This window comes from Pseudomonas caricapapayae (assembly GCF_001400735.1).
Taxonomy (GTDB): domain Bacteria; phylum Pseudomonadota; class Gammaproteobacteria; order Pseudomonadales; family Pseudomonadaceae; genus Aquipseudomonas; species Aquipseudomonas caricapapayae.
The window spans coordinates 28,292-45,551 of sequence record NZ_LJPW01000083.1; the positions used below are offsets into that span (position 1 = coordinate 28,292).

At 56.9% G+C, this 17,260-nt stretch carries 13 protein-coding genes and 3 pseudogenes; 5 read left to right on the plus strand and 11 right to left on the minus strand.

Going from position 1 to position 17,260, the window contains the following annotated elements:
• The first annotated feature begins 295 nt into the window (after window positions 1–295).
• On the plus strand, window positions 296–1,195 hold the full coding sequence (locus tag ALO80_RS12630) for an AraC family transcriptional regulator (protein WP_055009249.1): 900 nt from the start codon (window positions 296–298) through the stop codon (window positions 1,193–1,195).
• Here the strand turns inward: ALO80_RS12630 and ALO80_RS12635 are convergent, their stop codons facing one another.
• Both ALO80_RS12635 and ALO80_RS12640 read right to left on the minus strand, forming a co-directional pair.
• The gene (locus tag ALO80_RS12635; protein WP_055009250.1) at window positions 1,196–2,455 is read right to left on the minus strand and encodes a cation:proton antiporter; all 1,260 of its coding nucleotides are present in this window, start codon (window positions 2,453–2,455) and stop codon (window positions 1,196–1,198) included.
• 280 nt (window positions 2,456–2,735) lie between these two features.
• On the minus strand, window positions 2,736–3,065 hold the full coding sequence (locus tag ALO80_RS12640) for a DUF2790 domain-containing protein (protein WP_055009251.1): 330 nt from the start codon (window positions 3,063–3,065) through the stop codon (window positions 2,736–2,738).
• Window positions 3,066–3,279: 214 nt separating this feature from the next.
• Between ALO80_RS12640 and ALO80_RS31410 the strand changes: the two genes are divergently transcribed.
• The 4 genes and pseudogenes from ALO80_RS31410 to ALO80_RS12660 all read left to right on the plus strand — a co-directional run bounded on the left by ALO80_RS31410 (window position 3,280) and on the right by ALO80_RS12660 (window position 7,996).
• Window positions 3,280–3,504, plus strand: a complete 225-nt coding sequence (locus tag ALO80_RS31410; RefSeq protein WP_054988536.1) for a hypothetical protein — start codon at window positions 3,280–3,282, stop codon at window positions 3,502–3,504.
• 324 nt (window positions 3,505–3,828) lie between these two features.
• A pseudogene (locus ALO80_RS12650) lies at window positions 3,829–5,153 on the plus strand (OprD family porin).
• A gap of 197 nt (window positions 5,154–5,350) precedes the next feature.
• Window positions 5,351–6,727 (plus strand): MATE family efflux transporter, encoded by a 1,377-nt coding sequence (locus tag ALO80_RS12655; protein WP_055009252.1) that lies wholly within the window; start codon window positions 5,351–5,353, stop codon window positions 6,725–6,727.
• An 81-nt stretch (window positions 6,728–6,808) separates the two neighbouring features.
• Window positions 6,809–7,996, plus strand: coding sequence for an AMP-binding protein (locus tag ALO80_RS12660; protein WP_055009253.1), 1,188 nt, complete (start codon window positions 6,809–6,811; stop codon window positions 7,994–7,996).
• 152 nt (window positions 7,997–8,148) lie between these two features.
• Here the strand turns inward: ALO80_RS12660 and ALO80_RS12665 are convergent, their stop codons facing one another.
• The 9 genes and pseudogenes from ALO80_RS12665 to ALO80_RS12705 all read right to left on the minus strand — a co-directional run.
• Entirely contained in the window at window positions 8,149–9,126 is a 978-nt protein-coding gene (locus ALO80_RS12665) for a fatty acid desaturase family protein (RefSeq protein WP_055009254.1), read from the minus strand.
• Window positions 9,113–9,727, minus strand: coding sequence for a phosphatase PAP2 family protein (locus ALO80_RS12670; protein WP_055009255.1), 615 nt, complete (start codon window positions 9,725–9,727; stop codon window positions 9,113–9,115). The genes ALO80_RS12665 and ALO80_RS12670 overlap by 14 nt, the downstream gene beginning before the upstream one ends.
• A 34-nt stretch (window positions 9,728–9,761) precedes the next feature.
• The gene (locus ALO80_RS12675) at window positions 9,762–10,856 is read right to left on the minus strand and encodes a glycosyltransferase family protein (RefSeq protein ID WP_055009256.1); all 1,095 of its coding nucleotides are present in this window, start codon (window positions 10,854–10,856) and stop codon (window positions 9,762–9,764) included.
• A complete protein-coding gene (locus tag ALO80_RS12680; protein ID WP_055009257.1) occupies window positions 10,853–11,596 on the minus strand; it encodes a hypothetical protein in 744 nt (247 codons plus the stop codon). The genes ALO80_RS12675 and ALO80_RS12680 overlap by 4 nt, the downstream gene beginning before the upstream one ends.
• Window positions 11,593–12,585, minus strand: a complete 993-nt coding sequence (locus ALO80_RS12685) for a hypothetical protein (protein WP_055009258.1) — start codon at window positions 12,583–12,585, stop codon at window positions 11,593–11,595. Before ALO80_RS12685 ends, ALO80_RS12680 begins: the two co-directional genes overlap by 4 nt.
• A 53-nt stretch (window positions 12,586–12,638) precedes the next feature.
• On the minus strand, window positions 12,639–13,700 hold the full coding sequence (locus ALO80_RS12690; protein ID WP_055009259.1) for a glycosyltransferase: 1,062 nt from the start codon (window positions 13,698–13,700) through the stop codon (window positions 12,639–12,641).
• Window positions 13,701–13,888: 188 nt separating this feature from the next.
• A pseudogene (locus tag ALO80_RS12695) lies at window positions 13,889–14,617 on the minus strand (DKNYY domain-containing protein).
• A 498-nt stretch (window positions 14,618–15,115) separates the two neighbouring features.
• The gene (locus ALO80_RS12700; RefSeq protein WP_055009260.1) at window positions 15,116–16,174 is read right to left on the minus strand and encodes an SEL1-like repeat protein; all 1,059 of its coding nucleotides are present in this window, start codon (window positions 16,172–16,174) and stop codon (window positions 15,116–15,118) included.
• Between the two features lie 136 nt (window positions 16,175–16,310).
• Window positions 16,311–17,260: pseudogene (locus tag ALO80_RS12705) on the minus strand (SEL1-like repeat protein); the annotation flags it as partial.

Consider the following 17,260-nt stretch of genomic DNA (forward strand, 5'->3'; position numbering starts at 1 on the left):
TTCCGGATGTTCATCTTATGGCACTCCACCCCGCGCCTTGACTGGCGGGAGTCATTGTTTTTGTTGTTGGCCACGGCCCGATCACCATGGTGGACGGCGTGATTACAGCAGCCTGTCGAGACCTGAACAAACGCATGGCGAATCATCGGCTGATACTTTTTTAACCGAAGCCTGCCCGGCTGTCCGAAAACAAAAAAGTATCAGCGCCGGATTCAGTGCGCGCTAGCATTCGCCGAACAGGGCAGCGTATGTATGGGTGTCCACAGAGCATTCATAACGATAAAAGGGGCATCCAGTGCCTGACAGTCGAGCTGCCTTGTTCGAGCAGCGTCCCGCCGAGCTTGAAGTCATTCTGCCGCAGCCCGATCACTGCTTTCGCTGGTACGAGCATGACTATCCGTGCGCGTTGGCGCGCTGGAACCACCATCCTGAATTTGAAATCCATCTGATCCGCCAGGGCAGCGGCAAGCTGGTGGCCGGTGATTATATTGGCGAGTTTGGTGCAGGCCATGTCGCCCTGATCGGTCCCGATCTGCCCCACGACTGGATTGGCGATCTGGCCCCCGGCGAGCACTTGGCCGGGCGTGATGTGGTGCTGCAGTTCGACGGCGCGGCCTTGCTTGCACTGCGCGGCACGTTGCCGGAACTGGGCGACTTGCAGCGTCTGTTCGAGCAGGCGCGTCGCGGTCTGCAGTTCAGTGGGGAAACAGCACTTCATGCGGCGCAACTGCTGGAGGGCATAGGCCCGGCACAGGGCCTGGAGCGCCTGATTCTGTTTCTGCAATTGCTCGACACTCTGATGAAAGCGCCCGCGCAGAACGTTCATCTGCTGGCCAGTGCCTGTTACGCCCCGACGCTGGATGCGCGCAGCTCCGAACGGATCAACAAGGCGTTCGACTATCTGTTGACCGAGCTGACCAGTGATATCCGGCTGTCAGTGATTGCCCGGCGACTGGACATGAGCGATCCGGGCTTTTCACGCTTTTTCAAACGCACCACCGGACACTGCTTCATTGATCTGATGCGCAAACTGCGGGTCCAGCGTGCGTGCCGGTTGCTGTTGCAAAGCGAGATGTCGGTGTCGGACATCTGCTTTGAAGTCGGCTACGCCAACCTGTCCAACTTCAACCGGCATTTCCGCGTAGAGATGCAGCAGACGCCCAGTGAATACCGGCGCGCCGCTGCAAGTGTCTGATCAGTGTTGTGCCGGGTCTTGCGCTTGCGGGGCGCGTGTCACGGCATGCACCAGCTTGCCGATGGTCAGGCCCTGCAAAAGGATCGACAGCAATACCACGATGTAGGTGATGCTCAGTAGCAGGTCGCGCTCCGGCCCGTTCGGCAAGGCCAGTGCCAGTGCAACCGAGACGCCGCCGCGCAAACCACCCCAGGTCAGGATGCGGATTGTGCCGTGCGGCACCTTGCGCCAGCGTCGCAACAGCAGAATGGCCGGGGCCACGGTGACAAAGCGCGACAGCAGAATCGCCACGGCCAGCAGGCTGGCTGCAATCAGGTGTTGCCATGAGAATGGCAGCAGCAACAGCTCCATGCCGATCAGCGCGAACAGCAGCGCGTTGAGCATGTCATCCAGCAGCTCCCAGAAGCCATCCATGTAACGACGGGTCATGTCGTTCATCGCCAGATTGCGCCCCAGGTTGCCGATGATCAGCCCAGCCACGACCATCGCAATCGGGCCGGATACGTGCAGCTCAGACGCCATCGCCGAGCCGCCGATCACCAGCGCCAGTGTGAGCATCACCTCGATCTGATACTGCTCGATGCTCTTGATCATCAGGTACACGGCGTAACCGATCAGGCCACCGAACAGCACACCGCCCACGGCTTCGTGAACGAACAGCAGAGCGGTTTCGCCCACCGTCGGCGTCTCGCCCAACTGCGCGATACCCAGCAGAACAGTGAACACCACCACTGCGGTGCCGTCGTTGAAAAGGCTTTCGCCGACAATCGTGGTCTTGAGGGGCTTGGAGGCATTGGCGGTACGCAACACGCCGAGCACCGCAATCGGGTCGGTGGGCGAGATCAGCGCACCAAACAGCAGGCAGTACAACGGGCTGACGTGCCAGCCAAACAGCGCAAAGATCCAGTAGGCCAGCGCGCCGATCACGGTGGTGGCAATCAACACACCGAAGGTTGCCAGCAGGCCGATGGGCCAGCGGTAGCTTTTCAGGTCGGCAAGGTTGACGTGCAGAGCACCGGCGAACAGCAGGAAGGACAGCATCCAGTTCATCAGCAGATCGCCGAAGTCGATCTGACCGATCAACTGCTGCACGCGGTCTTCCAGGCCGGGAAAGCCCAGAAAGCTCAGGCCTTGCAGAAGCAACGAGAACATCAGCGCCGTGACCATCACGCCAATGGTGGGAGGCAGACCGATAAAACGATAATTCACATAGGTCAGCAGCGCCGTGAGGCAGATAAAACCAGCAGCAAGTTCAAGCATCCGTCATTCCAGAATCCGTAAGTGCAGTGTCTCGATCACCGTAACCGAGCCTGTGTTGGATGGACCGGATCTACCTCCAGACACATCGCGACACGCCACAGTGGGGTTTGCGTTGACCACGCAGATGCGGTGATGTTGCAAAAAGTACGGAATCGGCGCACTAGAAAAGCTTGAAAGCGGGGAACACGCGGCGCGTTGCAGACGCAAAAAAGTCAGCCCGGATAACGGTCCGGGCTGACGGGGGATTTAACGGTGGGTGGCCTCCCTGGCAGGTTCAGAATCATTGGCTGTTTCTGCACCCGCTCAGGATTTGGTACTGCACGGTGTTCAGCTTGCCTTTGGAGTCCTCGTAGGTCATCAGTTTCGGCATCACGCTGCAGGTTTGCAGATCCGGAGATTTGCGAATCACCTTGGCGACGTCCAGCTTCATTCCGTACGTGTACTCCTTGATCTCAGGCATCGGCTTATTGTGGGTGGCGGCATACTTTTGCACGCTGGCCTGGTGTTCTTTGATGACCGTAGTGGCTTTGACTTCATCAGGGCTGTAAGCATAAGCGCTGAGCGGCGAAAGTATAGCCAGAGCCAGTAATAACGATTTAGCGGTGCGCATTTTCTTTTGTCTCCGTTGGAAGTTGACTCGACCTTAACAAGTGCCCGTTAACCGGAACGTGGCTGAAACATTACAAATCGGTCATCTCGCAGATGTCAGCTTTCTAACAGTATTGTCATTGTCCGCTCACCTTCCTGTTAGCTCTGCGCACGTAAGCTTGTTTCATCCCTGGCGAGCACAGCGCTCTCAGGAACTCCTACACACCCAAGAGGTAATGATGATGAAACTGATCAAGTCGATGGTCTTCGCCGTAGCTGCCTTGTCTGCCACTGCAGCCTTCGCCGACGACGGTAACGAGTTCGCAAGCCCTGCTGCCGACAAGATGCGTCTTGCACAGGAATTGCGCTTCAAGGAACAGAACAGCAGCAACAAAGCCGAGCGGTACGTCAATTCAGACGACAACGCCAAGGCCGAGCGGTCGACCAAGTCCGAAGGCTGAAGCCGTTGATGGTTGACCCGTTGCACCTCCATTCGCCCTTTGTAGCAGCTCCCTGCTCCTTTGGTCGGGGCGAATCTTTAAGCGTCCTCCGGGGCGCTTTTTTTATTCCTGGCAAGAGAATGTCGGGTGCATCGGTCAAAGCGTATTTTATTTTTATAAAGCAAAGACAACGCTGTCGCGCGCTTCCTTTCATATTTGTAATCCTGCCGTCACCTCGACGTTATCTTCGCCCCTTCAAGATGGTGCCCCGCTGGCAGCTCTCGTACCTATAAAAAGAGCCAGGTCGACACGTTTAAAACAATCTGCCGATTAGACGGAGCGCACATGAATCAACTCAGAACACTGTCCCTGGCCCTGTGCTCGACACTTACGGGTGTAGCACCGGTTGCAGTAATTGCCGAAGAGCAAAAAGAAGGCTTCATTGAAGGCAGTACGCTGACCGTACTCAACCGCAACTTCTACATGAACCGCGACCACCGTAACGGCGAGTTCAGCCCCACCGGCAGTGGTTACTCCGAAGCGTGGGCGCAGGGTATTATCGGGCAATTCCAGTCCGGTTTCACTCAAGGTACGTTCGGCGTTGGCGTCGATGCCTTTGCCATGATCGGCATCAAGCTCGACACCGGTGACGGGCGAAACGGCGGACGCAGCGCGTTTGACGTGCTGCCGGTCGACGGGGAGGGCAATGCCCGGGACGAGTACACCAAGGTGGGCGGCTCGCTGAAAGCCAGAGCCTTCGACACCGTGGTGAACGTGGGCGATGTCTTTCCGTCCACACCGGTAGTCGCCTTCGGCGACTCTCGCCTGCTGCCTGAAAGCTTTCGCGGCGTCACAGCAATCAACAACAGCATCAGCGGCCTGACCCTGCAAGGCGGTCGCCTGCACGCCATGAGCCAGCCCGTCTCCAGCAACCTGCGCGACGGTTTCGTTACCTTCTACGGCGGCGCGGTCGACTCGCCCTGGGTCGCCTACTTTGGCGGCGACTACCAGGCTACCGACGCGCTGAGCCTGAGCCTCTACACCAGCCGACTCAAAGACGCCTGGGATCAGAAATACGCCTCTGCTGCCTATGTACTGCCGCTCTCGGACGATCTGGCACTGACCGGCAGCCTGAACTATTACAACGCCACCGACGAAGGAAAAAACTGCTCGGCGAATTCGACAACGACATCTGGAGCGCAAAAGTCGCCCTGCAATACGGTGCACACACCCTGTCGCTCTCGCACCAGCGCAACGAAGGCGATGACGATTTCGACTACCTCAGGCAGTCCGACTCCATCTACCTGGCCAACTCCATCCAGTACAGCGACTTCAACTCACCCAGGGAGCGCTCCTGGATGGTCACCTACAACCTCGACATGTCCACCTTCGGCGTGCCCGGCCTGTCATTCATGACCCGCTACGGCAAAGGCACCGACGCCGACTACTCCAACGCCAACAACACCTACATGCGCCGCGACGCACAAGGCAACCCGCTGACCGACCAGAAACGCTGGGAGCGCGATATCGAAGCGAAATACATTGTGCAGACTGGCTCGTTGAAAGACCTGTCGCTGCGCGTGCGCCAGGCGACGACCCGGGCCACGGCGTTCGAGTCTGATCTGGATGAGGTGAGGGTAATCGTGGAGTATCCGTTGAGTGTGCTTTGACCGCACACCATGCGTCTCCAACAGCATCAATCAAAGCGTCCTTCGGGGCGCTTTTCGTTGTACGGTGCCTTTGTCCGCACGCGTTCTGGAACTGCAACTTCGTTTCGGTCACTCAGTGAGCGCTCAAGAGCCGGGTTGATGCATTGCCGTTGCTCATTTGAAATCAACAACGGCGCTCAACTGGAAGAGAAGGGTCAATGGCGGTTACCAAAGCAGTCTTCACCGAAGGCTCGGTGTTGCGGCATGTTGTGTTCATGACCAGCACCAGTGCGACCAGCCTGTTGTCGATTTTTCTGATCGAAGTGCTGACCGTGGTCTATATCGCGATGCTGCGTGACGACAGTTTGCTGGCTGCGTTCGCGGTGGCCAAGACCCTGCTGTTCTTCCTCATTTCGATGATCCTTGGTATCGCCGTGGCGGTCTCTTCAACTGTGTCGAGAGCCTTGGGCAGTGGCGTGCCGGATCAAGCCAGACGCCTCGCCAGCAGTGGTTTGCTGCTTGGCATCATGGCTACCATTTGTGGCGCTGCGCTTGAGCTGGTGGTTCTCGATCAAGCCATCCACATGCTGGGCGCAGAGGGCAGCAGTTTCGCAGCGACGCGTGAGTATCTGTGGCTAGCCCTTCCGGCTTCGGTGCTGGTCGCTGTCGAGCAGCTATGCGTGCAGATCCTGCGCAGCGCAGGCTTCGGCAAACAGGCGATGTGGACCCTGCTGACGGCGACTGCCGCCGTTGCCATCGCAGATCCGCTGCTTATTGTGGTGTTCGATCTGGGCCTGGTGGGTGCCGGCATCGCCTACCTGATATCGAGCCTGGTATCGGCCTGTCTGGGGTTTTACTACGTCCACCGAGTCGCCCGCCTGACCTGTCGAATCAGCCTGACGCACCTGTCTTGTGACATCAGCAACATCGGCCGAACAGCCACGCCGGCGGTCGTCGGCAACCTGGCGACGCCGGTGGGTATGGCCTACGTAATGGCTGCGATGGCGCCATTCGGGTCTCAGGCACTGGCGGCTATCGGGGTGATCGACAGGGTCATTCAGGTAGCGTTTTGTGTGGTGTTTGCCTTGCCCGGCGCGCTGATCCCGATATTGGGGCAAAACCTCGGCGCAATGAACACAGCCCGCGTATCGCAAGCTGTGAAAACCACTTACGGGTTGTTGATCTGCTACGGCGCAGCCACCTCGCTGCTACTGATTCTGTTGGCTGAGCCGTTGGCCAGACTGTTTCATGTTACCGGCGAAGGTGTGCTGGTGTTTTCCGCATTCTGTCGCTGGGGCGGCCTGCTCTGGACCCTGATAGGACTCCAGTTCATCGCCACCTCCATCTTTCTCAGCGTAGGAAGGCCGATGTACGTAACGCTGTTCGGCTGGCTACGCGCTAGCCTGGGAACCGTACCGTTCGTGTGGTACGGCGCACAGGCATTTGGCAGCGTCGGGGTGATGCTCGGGCAACTGCTGGGCAACACAGTAGTGGCCTTTTGTGCCTGCTGGGTAGCCCATCTGCTCATGAAAAAGATATCGAGCAACAAGGCCAACTCCATAGGGAACCGATCCCGCCATCGGGGTAACTCATAGCCCACGCTTTGCCCACCCTTCGCCGCCGAGGGGGAAAGCAGGTCGTACAGATAATCAAAAAATGGACTATAGAGGACTCTCATGACTGCCTACGATGTAGAAAAGGAATGGAGCAGAATTTCCAATACTGCCGCTAAAACCCACCAGAACAATGACTTTGAAGGTTTCACCTACCAGGACTTCAGAACACATGTACCGATCATGGACAAGGAAGGCTTTACGGCGCAGACCGAACGCTGTCTGGAACGCAACGAGCGAAACTGCCTGATCGGCTTTACCAGCGGTACCAGTGGCAACCTCAAACGCTGTTATTACTACTACGACTGCGAAGTCGATGAAGACAGCTCACGCTCCAACGTCTTCCGCAGCAACGGCTTTATTCAACCCGGTGATCGCTGCGCCAACCTGTTCACCATCAACCTGTTTTCTGCCCTCAACAACATCACCACCATGATGGCCGGCAACTGCGGTGCGCATGTAGTGTCGGTGGGTGATATCACCCTGCTGACCAAGAGTCACTTCGAGGCACTCAACTCGATCAAGCTCAACGTGCTGCTTGGCGTGCCATCGACCATCCTGCAGTTCATCGATGCCATGCAACAGCACGGCGTGCACATCGACATCGAAAAGGTCGTCTTCAATGGCGAGGGCCTGAAAACCTTCCAGAAGAAAATCATCAGGGAAGCCTTTGGCGAACAGGTTTCCATCGTCGGTGTGTATGGCAGTTCCGAGGGCGGCATTCTGGGTTTCACCAACAGCCCTTGCCACACCGAATACGAGTTTCTGTCCGACAAGTACTTCATCGAAAAAGAAGGCGACAGCATCCTCATCACCTCGCTGACCCGCGAGAACTTCACACCGCTGCTCAGGTATCGCCTGGGAGACACCGCTACCCTTTCGATGAAGGGCGACAAGCTCTACCTGACCGACATCCAGCGAGAGGACATGAGCTTCAACTTCATGGGCAACCTCATCGGTCTGGGCATCATCCAGCAGGCGATCAAACAGACACTGGGCCGCTCCCTGGAAATACAGGTCCACTTGTCAGTGACCGAAGCACGCAAGGAACTGGTGACCGTTTTCGTTCAAGCCTCGGAAGTCGATGAAGGCGAACGCACCCGAATTGAAACAGCCATCGCCGATATCCCGGACATCAACGAGGCGTATCAGAAAGACCAGGGCAGCGTTTCGGTCCTGCGCAAGGATGCCAGAGACTACGCCGTCTCGGAGCGAGGCAAAATGCTCTACATCATCGACCGCCGAAACTGAACGGCTGATGTGAAAGCATGAACAGACTGCACCGACGGAGTCTTTGGGCTGTGTGGGTGCAGTTGGCGAGGCGAGGTTGATCGCGCCAGTTCAGCGACAAGTCGTATTTGCCGCAGCTTGCGACCGACTGAGGTGCTGGATGAGTTGATGCGCTACGAGATGCCTCTATCAGTCGGTGATTTCGGCGTCGTCAGGCTGACATCGCGCAAGACTGCGCCGTAGCCTTTATAAAGATTTTCGTCAGGCACCAATTTCTGGGCCACCAGTTGTCGATGCGCGCTCTGCAAGTGATAGAACGGCATGCGCACGTAGAGATGGTGTTCGATGTGATAGTGAATGGCATGCGGGCCGAACACAAAGGTCTGCCAGTTGGGGCGTACGATACTGCGCGCGTTCTGGCTCTGGTCAGCGCAGGCGGGCAGGCCGGCGTGCTCCATGATCGCCCGGATCCGCCCCATCAGCGGCAGCAAGGTGACTGCAGGCAGAAGCCATAGCCCCAGATACAGCAGCGGATGCCCCGACCAGGCCAGCAGGCCAAACAAAAGCCCGTTGCTAATCAGCATTGAAAGCACTTCCCACGCCGCCTGCCGAGGGGATTTCTCGACCTTGGGCATGATTGCGCGATAGTCCCCACGGGCAAATCTGAATGCGCTGATGAAATATCCCACTCCACACAAATCAGCCAGTAATCGAGTGGCCAGCTTGCCTTTTGGTTGTGGGTAATCCCCCAGACCGAACACCGCGACTACCGGGTCATCGTGCTGCATGGGATTCAGGTGATGCTTCAGGTGTCCGGCGCGGTAGGTCTGCATCGATATAAACAGCGGGCCTGCCGCAGCCAGTTGGCCGACTACATCATTAGGTTTCTGCCGAGGCAACAATACGCCGTGGGCGCTCTCATGCATGATCACCGCCAGCGCCAACTGGCTGCGTGCGATGAGCAGGGCTGCAAACAGATAGGTTGCGGGGTATGGCCAGAGAGCGGCGCACGTGAACGCTAGCACGATCAGGCCCCAGTCGGCCAATAGCGATAGCAGGCTGATCCAGGGTTTGAGCACGTACAACTCGGCGGCAGGCGTAAACGCTTTCAGCGCGAGGTTATTGCCTGCGCGTGATTCAGGCTTGGACACGGGCGTTGTTTCCTTGTCGGGTGGCCAGGGTACACGCCAGCGCAAGCAGCACACCCCCTGCGACATCTATCAGCGTGTGTTGCTTCAACGTCAGGGTCGACAGGCAGATCAGCAGCCCGGTCATGCCGATCAACGCTCTGTAAGGTTGACCCCAAAGTGCTCGGCAGGCCAGGCAGGTAACGGCCACGTGCAGGCTGGGGCAACCGTTGGACGCCAGGTCCAGTTGCCAAAGCCGGCTCAGGCGTTGTTGTAGAAACGCATTCTGGATCAACCCGGTATCAGGCCGGGGTATGAACTCGGGGAACAGCCAAAAGCATAGCAAGGCCACGCCAAACGCGATCCCGGTTGCCGTTCTGAACGCCTTGAAACGCTCGACGCTGGCGTACCCGGCTGCCAATAGCACAAACGGGAAAAATAGCACGTACACCCACCATGAATACGCGGTGAACGGGATCAACTCATCCAGCGGCGTGACCCAGTTGTAGCGCGGGGTGACGGCGCGTTCCAGACAGATGAAAACGCCCAGGCCGAGCAGCAGCCCCAGCAACGCGATCAGCGCCTGACGGTAGTCGGGTTGGCAACGCTGCACTGGCTGACTCATGGCTGTTCGCTGGTCGATGGCATAGGCATTGAATTCACAAGCTGAGCAAACGGCTGACCCAGGCGTCGATTCGCGCCTGGGCGCGCGCCTGACCTGCCGCGCCGGAAGGGTCGGGTGTGGAGAGCGCACACAGTTGCCTGGCCGCATCGGCCACCTGATGCTGAAATTCAGCGGCATCGCTCCGCCAGGTCACCACGCGGTGCAACAGCTGCAACTGCGCAGCACGTGCTGCATTGGTGGTTTGTTCGGGCTGATCGCTGACGACAAGGATGATCGGCCGTTGATAAACCAGCGCGATCGACAGCGCGGCCATGCCCGGTGCTGAGACGATCAGTTGTGCCTGCGCAGCTCGGCTGGCCCAGTCCGGGTCAATGGCAAGCCAGCCATCGCGTCCGGCGTAGCCTTCACCGACCAGATGCTTGCTCAGCGCTGCCTCGGACAGGCCCGCGCTCAAGGCATCGGCCAGGGCGGGCTCGGTGAAATGAGGGTTGAGGTAAACCGCTGCGCCATCGCCGATCCGGTCTGGCGTTATGGCAGCCAGTGCTACCGGGGTTGGCAAGCGAAACACCTTTGGGGCGTCTGCGTCGTCAACGGCGTAGGCAAAATCATGCTCGATGCAGGCGCTGGCTGCGTTTATCTGGCGGTCGACAATCCAGCCAAACAGGCGCGCAAACGGACGTGGCCACATGCCCGCGAAATTATTGATCAACGCGACCTTCAGGCTTGCCCCATACACATGCACCACCTTGCGCCGCCAGCCGGGCAGCATGCCCATGTATAGCAGCGCGGGGTGAAAGGAATCGTTGATCACCAGATCGACATCGCGCAGGCGACGTTGCAGCCGCCTGATATCACGCAGCATGCGCCCGGGGCGAAACAGGTAGTGCGCGACATTGCGGTTGGTGGCCTTGCGCAGCATGTTTTGTTCGCTATCGAACTGCACGGCATAGTGCAGCGAGAGAATCCCTGCCTCAATTCCGAAACGCTGCAGAAAACGCTGCCCTTGCTCCGAGGTAGTCATCACATCAACCTCGGCTCCAGCCTTGCGCAGGGCGTGCACCAGCAATTGCGCGCGCATCAGGTGGCCGCGTGCATCGGCAGTCGCAAGATAAAGAATGCGTGCGCTCATCGGGCGCTGCCGCCCGCTTTGCGCAGCCCGCCAAACACCCAGCCGGCCACATACATCGCCACAGCGCTAGTCACGCCAAAGCCGGATTCTACAGTGCGAATATCCTTCAATAACCGCGCCAGATGCACCCATTCATGGGGCGCCACGATACGCCGCAAGGTGTTCTCGCACAGGCGCACGTGGGCTTTCTCGTCGGCCAGCACTTTCGACAGCAACGGGTAGAAACTGTGTGCCGTGCCGATGACTGCGCAGTGACGGCCCAGCACACGCTGGGCCATCTGCTCTGCGCAGAGCCCGGTAGCATAGGCGGGCACCAGCAGGCCCTGCTCGAAATTCGCTGAATACCGCCGGGCAAGCTGTTGCCAGCGACGAATTTTGTGCCGACTGAGCCAGTCCGGTGCCAGGCGCTTTGATCCGTCATCGCCCATCGCGTGCAAGGCCTCAGTGAACAGCACCACGTGGCGACGCTCATCGGCCAGGTGCTGTTCGACCTGCCGTTCGAGCCAAGGCGGCGATTGCGGCATCAACTCGTCAAGTAATGCGCGCTCAGTAGCGTCCTCGCCGGCCAGGTACATGCGCAGCAGCATGCGTTCACCGTGTGGGCTGCGGTGCAGGCGTTTGAGTGCCGCGCGTTTGATCCGGTCCACCAGGCGCGCTTGCAACGCACCAAGGCCACGCGCCTCGGGCGTGGCCAGGCAACTGAAATCGGGCTCGCTGGCGCTGTGTTCGATCACGCTCATTGCACAGGCTGCGGGCTACGGTGCCAAGCCAGGATCAGGCCGATGAAGCTGTCGCGTAAAAAGGCCGAGCCTGAGGCCGCTGCGGCCGGGAAGCTTTCTTCAGCGCCGTTGTAACGCAGATAACCCTTGCCGTTGACCGCGCCCATTTCCAGAGTATCGAGCTTGTTGAAGCCGCGTTTGCGCACGTCGGTAAGCAACGGGCTGTCTTCCAGGCCAAACACAAACAGTTGGCGCTGGACCACCCACACCGGAATCTGCCCGCTCAAGGCCCGCAATTTGACATTCCAGGTGCCGGTTTCCAGTAGCGAACCCAGCTCGGCAGTGCCCGGCTGGTCCGAGGTGAAGCTGGCACGCAGCAAAGACTTCGATACTTTTCCGACGCCCAGCGCAATGGTGATGTCGTTGGCATCAGGCTTTTTCGCGTCGCTTGGGTGAACCTCGACGAAGTAGCTGGCCACTCTTGCCGCAAGTGACGGTTGCGCCAGCACATTGCGCGCCTGCTCGGCTGTGAACAGCACTCGCTCTCCTGTCCCTTCGCGAACGCTGATCTGGTAAGGGTCGAGTTTTATCTCACGAAACTTGCCACGCACCGGGGCGTGCACATAGGTATCGGGGGACCACACCTTGCCTGAGCGGCGCAGCAATACATGCAGGCTCAGCGGTACACGCTGGCCATCGTCGGCCAGACCACTGCCGTGCAGCAACACGTCGCCTATAACGGTTGTGCTGTCATGGCTTGCGTCAGAGGTAAACACGATGGTGTGGGTTTGCGAGTCCACGCTGGCCTGGGCATCCGCCACGTCCAGAGCGATGCGATTGCAATCAGCGTCCGCGCTGCTGGCAGTCGTTGCGCAGCCGCTTTGCGAAGCGAAGTGAAACACGCCGCGGCCTTTGAAATCGGCAGGCGCGGCCTGAGCCTGAACATTCAGCCCCAGTAATGCCAGGCACAGCATGTAGCAGCCAAGTGAGGTGATCGATAACGGTTTCATACTGACTTCCTGTGAGCACGCATCCTGCGTGCGACGATGGGATAGTGCGCGGGTCAATCCAGATTTCGGTGATAAGAGAGCGCTTCGCTGTGACGCGCGCTGGCGCGACCAAACGACAGGCCACAGCCGCGTATGACAGCACCTGCGGTGTCCATCAGCGACACACCCACCACAAAAGCCATCGCGCTCAGGCGGCGAAACCCGCGCAGAGTCGGCAGGTCCTGATGATTGAGTGCGCGCAAGCTGTAACCCATACGGCCGACCATCACACACAAAGGCCCGATGGGACCGCTGCGCGCCAGCCATTGCAGCCAGCCCGGCATATAGGCGCGCACCAGATACGGCGTGAGATCGACACTGTCACCGCCGCGTAACCAACGCAGCTTCACGACTTCGCCCCGGCTGTCAGGCAAGCGATGTTCAGTGTGCGCCAGCGGCGCATAAACCACCGCCACGCCTTGAGCCTGCATGCGCAGCCCCATCACCTGGCAGTGCGCCCGATAAACGCCATCAAGGGGCTCGTAGCGATGCTGCTCGAAAGCATCACAGCGAAACGCCACATTGTTTGCATAGAAATTGCGCGTTGCACCGCTGCGCAACGGGCTGGGGAAATACATGAAATCAATGGCAGTCAGCGCGCTCCCCGCCACACTTGGCGCATAGCTGGTACGCCCGGCGACCGCCACGGGCGCGTCGGCCTGATCAAAGGGCACGAGTAACTGTTCCAGCCAGTCGGCGCAAGGCAGGCAATCGGCATCGGCAAATACCACGTACTGGCAGCGCGTTTGATCGACACAATTGAAGCCGACATTCTTCGCATCGTAATAGCCGGTGAGGGCGTCGATCTCGATAAAGTCCAGCGTGCGCCCGGCCAGCTCACACAACGCCTGACGCGCCTGCAGATCAATGCCGTCATGGGTGATGACCCACTGCGCCAGCGAGAGGGGCGAAACACTCTGCTGCGCATACCGGGCAACCAGCCGTTTGAGGCTGCTCAATGCCTGCACGGCATCACTGCCACCACGCAGATTATTGGTCTCCAGCACCAGCGCCGTGGTTGCCGCAATGCCAGCCAGACCATGACCAGCGCCGTCGCCAAGAGGCCGCACCGACATCCTGACTGTCGCTTCTTTGCTATCCATGCCTGAATGTCTCTGGGAAAACGGGGCTGTTTGCACGTCCGGCGTGTCCGGCTGGGCGCGCAAAATCGGGGGTGTTGTTGGGGGCAATGACAGCATGATCCTTTGGATTATTCAAATGATGAGTTTGCGGGTGCTCTGGGGGAGGGCTTGGAGGCCTGCGATTATTTATTGTTTTCATAATAGTCAACATCCATAGGCACGAGTACTCTGGTTGATGACGGTGAGCCCGCTGCCAGCTCATAAAATGTTCCATGAGTATATAAGTAGACTTTTTTTGTTGTTACAAACATAAACATATCGGGCGATGCCATACCTTGAAAGTAATCGGCCCCGTGCTCCCGTAAGAAAATCAAATCATTTCCGAGTTTTCCCAGTATCCCGCTTCCCTAGTTTCCGGCAGTGAAAAAGCTTTCCATGTCAGGAACGTAGGCGCACGCTTTGAGCCCATGTTCTGGGCATCTCACCGGTTTAAGAGGAGTAAACTGATTCAAATCGATTTTGCCAATCGGCTTTCCGCCTACAAATATCTCGTCTTCACTTTTTGAAAATTCATACTTGCGCCAGTTATCATCGGTGCCGAATGAGAAAAAAACTGCAAATAGTTCGGGTTTTGCACCTTCTATTTTGGCATGTTTGTAATAAACATGGTTTGCATCTTTTGCATAGTGTGAATACTGATCTTTTTTCCAATAAGTTAAGGGCTCGCTGGTATCCTCCAAAGACTGAAAGGCGGTTGAGTCCTGAGTAACTAATTTAAGCCATCTATCTTCTATCGCATCGTACTGCCCTGGTCTTGAAAATAGACAGGCAGGTGATAGATTATATATTAATGCCGATGCATCTCCAGTTCCTGAGATACAGTGTGTATTTCTGGAGTGTTCTTGCCTCATCCAATAAATTTTTCCATCCTTCGCCACGTAATGGGTAGAAATTTTGCGCAGATTCGTTGAGCAGCGTCCAACCGGTCCGGGCGTTTCCTCTACATCACCTTGCTTATTGAAATGACCTTCAATCCTCTCTTTGCAAATCACAAAAGGTTTGATTTCCTCGGTGGATCGCTGTCCGGAACAACTCGTCAGCATAAACGCTATTGCACTCCCGGTTACGAACTTCGATATATTCATTGGTTTCATTTTAGCTTCCTTTCATTGAATGCAAAATTGTTAGCCCCGGATCGGCCTTCAAAAGATTTTTTGATGCACTCTGTGATTTAAATGTGTTGTGACGGATTAGCCTTGACTGTCTGTGTTGGAAAAAGGTGATGGGGCGCAGGGTGTTTCAGGGTTTTAGAATGCATCGATTAGCGTCCGGACAAAGGGAGGAAATACAGGTTTGCATACACAGGTCAATATCGGCACATGCAAAGTTCTGCTCGGAACTGGACACTGTTATTGGTTTTTCTTGCGGTAAACGGGCGATCCCGGCAGCGGCTTACCTGTTTTAGGATCAAGAACCATGGCCTTAGCCAGTAGCTCAATCAGTGCTTCGGAAGGTTTGGGCGGCGGGATATTGGCTTGACGCTCTTCAACCCATTTCAGCTTGCCATCCCAGGCAGGAAGCTTGGCGGGTGGCAGGGGAACGATTTCGTTGATTTCTGGGACCTTCGGATTGGCGTAGGACAATCTATTCAATATCTTGCTAATCTGCTTATAGCGCTCCGCACGCTCAAGGTCTTCTTTTTGGCCTAAGTAATATAAGCGATCATCCGGTTTTGGGCCGCGGAAACCGCTATCCAAAAAAGATGCGGCGGTCTCATTACCTGCTGCAGCTCCAAGTTGGAAAGCTTCAAGAGCTGCTTGATACTGTTTTGCAGTTGATAGATTAACTCCTAACGCCAAGGCTGCATCACCATTGCCTTGCGAGGCCGCACAGCTGCGCATCTGACGTGCTACGTCCGGTGCAATATCAATGGGCGCGAGCTTTTCGGCAACATAGGCTTGCGCTTGCGCGCTTCCTTCATCTGCTGCCTTACGGAAGTAGCGCAGTGACATATTTTCATCTTGTTGCAGCCCAGCCGCACCCTTCTGAAGGTAGATGGCGACCATGTAGTATCCCGAAGCCACATGTGCATCTATTAACTGCTGGCTAAGGCGCAGTCTTTCCGCTCCCGCGAGTTTGAACTGGCCGCGCATGGCACCGTTCTGCAGGTTGACGTTGGCCTTGTAGTGATTGTTTTCTGCGGCTATGCGATACAGTCTGCCAATTTCGACGTCGACCGCTTCGTCCTGCGGGATCTGATTGTTTTTCTGCAACCAGCGGGCGTAGTTGAACAGCACATCCGTTTCTGCCGAAGAGGCCGGGATTTTCTCGTGTATGCAGGTAAATGCCAGCTTGGCGTTGATTTCGTTTAGCTGACTCAGGGGCGCGTCCTTCGTCCGTGAGGTAAGGGCATTGCCGGAGCTGCAGGCGGCCAACAGCAGGCTGGAAAGCAACAAAGTCAAGCGCATCAGTTATGGTCCGTCATATTAGAGTCGTGATAATAAGGTTCAACGAGCGCGCGTCGGGTTTGAGTTTGGGAAGAGATTTGCATGTGCCGATCACTGTCGACACATATAAATTTCTGCTTGGCACATGGATCTGTGATCAGTCTTCCTTACTGTATACCGGAGAGCCTGGCAACGGCTTGCCTGTTTTGGGGTCAAGGACCATGGCCTTGGCCAGTTGCTCGATCAGTGCTTCAGAAGGCTTGGGCGGAGGTACGTTGGCTTCACGCTCTTCAACCCATTTCAGCTTGCCATCCCATGCGGGGAGTTTGGCTGGGGGCAGGGGGACGATTTCGTTGATTTCTGGGACGCTTGGGTTGGCGTAGGATAATCTATTCAATATTTTGCTGATTTGCTTATAGCGCTCAGCGCGTTGAAGGTCTTCTTTTTGATCCATATAGTACATACGATCATCGGGCTTAGGATTACGAAATATTTTACCTAAAAAAGAAGCTGCAGTTTCACTACCTGATGCAACACCGCGCTGGAATGCCTCAAGTGCTTCTTGATATTTTTTATCCGTCTTTAGGTCAAAACCCAAGGCAACTGCCGCATCGCTGTTGCCCTGCTCAGCCGCGCACCGTCTCATTTGCCTTGCGATATCTGGAGCAATTCCAAATGGTGCAAGCTTGTCGGCTATATAGGTTTGGGCTTGTGCGTTTCCTTCATCTGCTGCCTTACGGAAGTAGCGCAGTGACATATTTTCATCTTGTTGCAGCCCTGCCGCACCCTTCTGAAGGTAGATGGCGACCATTTAGTATCCCGAAGCCACATGTGCATCTATCAACTGTTGGCTAAGACGCAATCTCTCCCCCCCAGTGAGCTTGAACTGGCCGCGCATTGCGCCGTTTTGCAGGTTTACGTTGGCCTTGTAGTGGTTGTTTTCTGCCGCGATGCGGTACAGTCTTCCGATCTCGATATCGACCGTTTCATCCTGCTGAATCTGATTGTTTTTCTGCAACCAGCGTGCGTACTGAAACAGCACGTCCGTCTCTGCCGAAGGGGCCAGGATTTTCTCGTGTACGCAGGTAAATGCCAGCTTGGCGTTGA

What these genes read in the sequence shown, in the direction of transcription:
- ALO80_RS12635 (WP_055009250.1), bottom strand. Translation starts at nt 2,455, where the DNA reads ATGCTTGAACTTGCTGCTGGTTTTATCTGCCTCACGGCGCTGCTGACC.
- ALO80_RS12640 (WP_055009251.1), bottom strand. Translation starts at nt 3,065, where the DNA reads ATGCGCACCGCTAAATCGTTATTACTGGCTCTGGCTATACTTTCGCCG.
- ALO80_RS31410 (WP_054988536.1), top strand. Translation starts at nt 3,280, where the DNA reads ATGATGATGAAACTGATCAAGTCGATGGTCTTCGCCGTAGCTGCCTTG.
- ALO80_RS12655 (WP_055009252.1), top strand. Translation starts at nt 5,351, where the DNA reads ATGGCGGTTACCAAAGCAGTCTTCACCGAAGGCTCGGTGTTGCGGCAT.
- ALO80_RS12660 (WP_055009253.1), top strand. Translation starts at nt 6,809, where the DNA reads ATGACTGCCTACGATGTAGAAAAGGAATGGAGCAGAATTTCCAATACT.
- ALO80_RS12670 (WP_055009255.1), bottom strand. Translation starts at nt 9,727, where the DNA reads ATGAGTCAGCCAGTGCAGCGTTGCCAACCCGACTACCGTCAGGCGCTG.
- ALO80_RS12675 (WP_055009256.1), bottom strand. Translation starts at nt 10,856, where the DNA reads ATGAGCGCACGCATTCTTTATCTTGCGACTGCCGATGCACGCGGCCAC.
- ALO80_RS12680 (WP_055009257.1), bottom strand. Translation starts at nt 11,596, where the DNA reads ATGAGCGTGATCGAACACAGCGCCAGCGAGCCCGATTTCAGTTGCCTG.
- ALO80_RS12685 (WP_055009258.1), bottom strand. Translation starts at nt 12,585, where the DNA reads ATGAAACCGTTATCGATCACCTCACTTGGCTGCTACATGCTGTGCCTG.
- ALO80_RS12690 (WP_055009259.1), bottom strand. Translation starts at nt 13,700, where the DNA reads ATGTCGGTGCGGCCTCTTGGCGACGGCGCTGGTCATGGTCTGGCTGGC.
- ALO80_RS12700 (WP_055009260.1), bottom strand. Translation starts at nt 16,174, where the DNA reads ATGCGCTTGACTTTGTTGCTTTCCAGCCTGCTGTTGGCCGCCTGCAGC.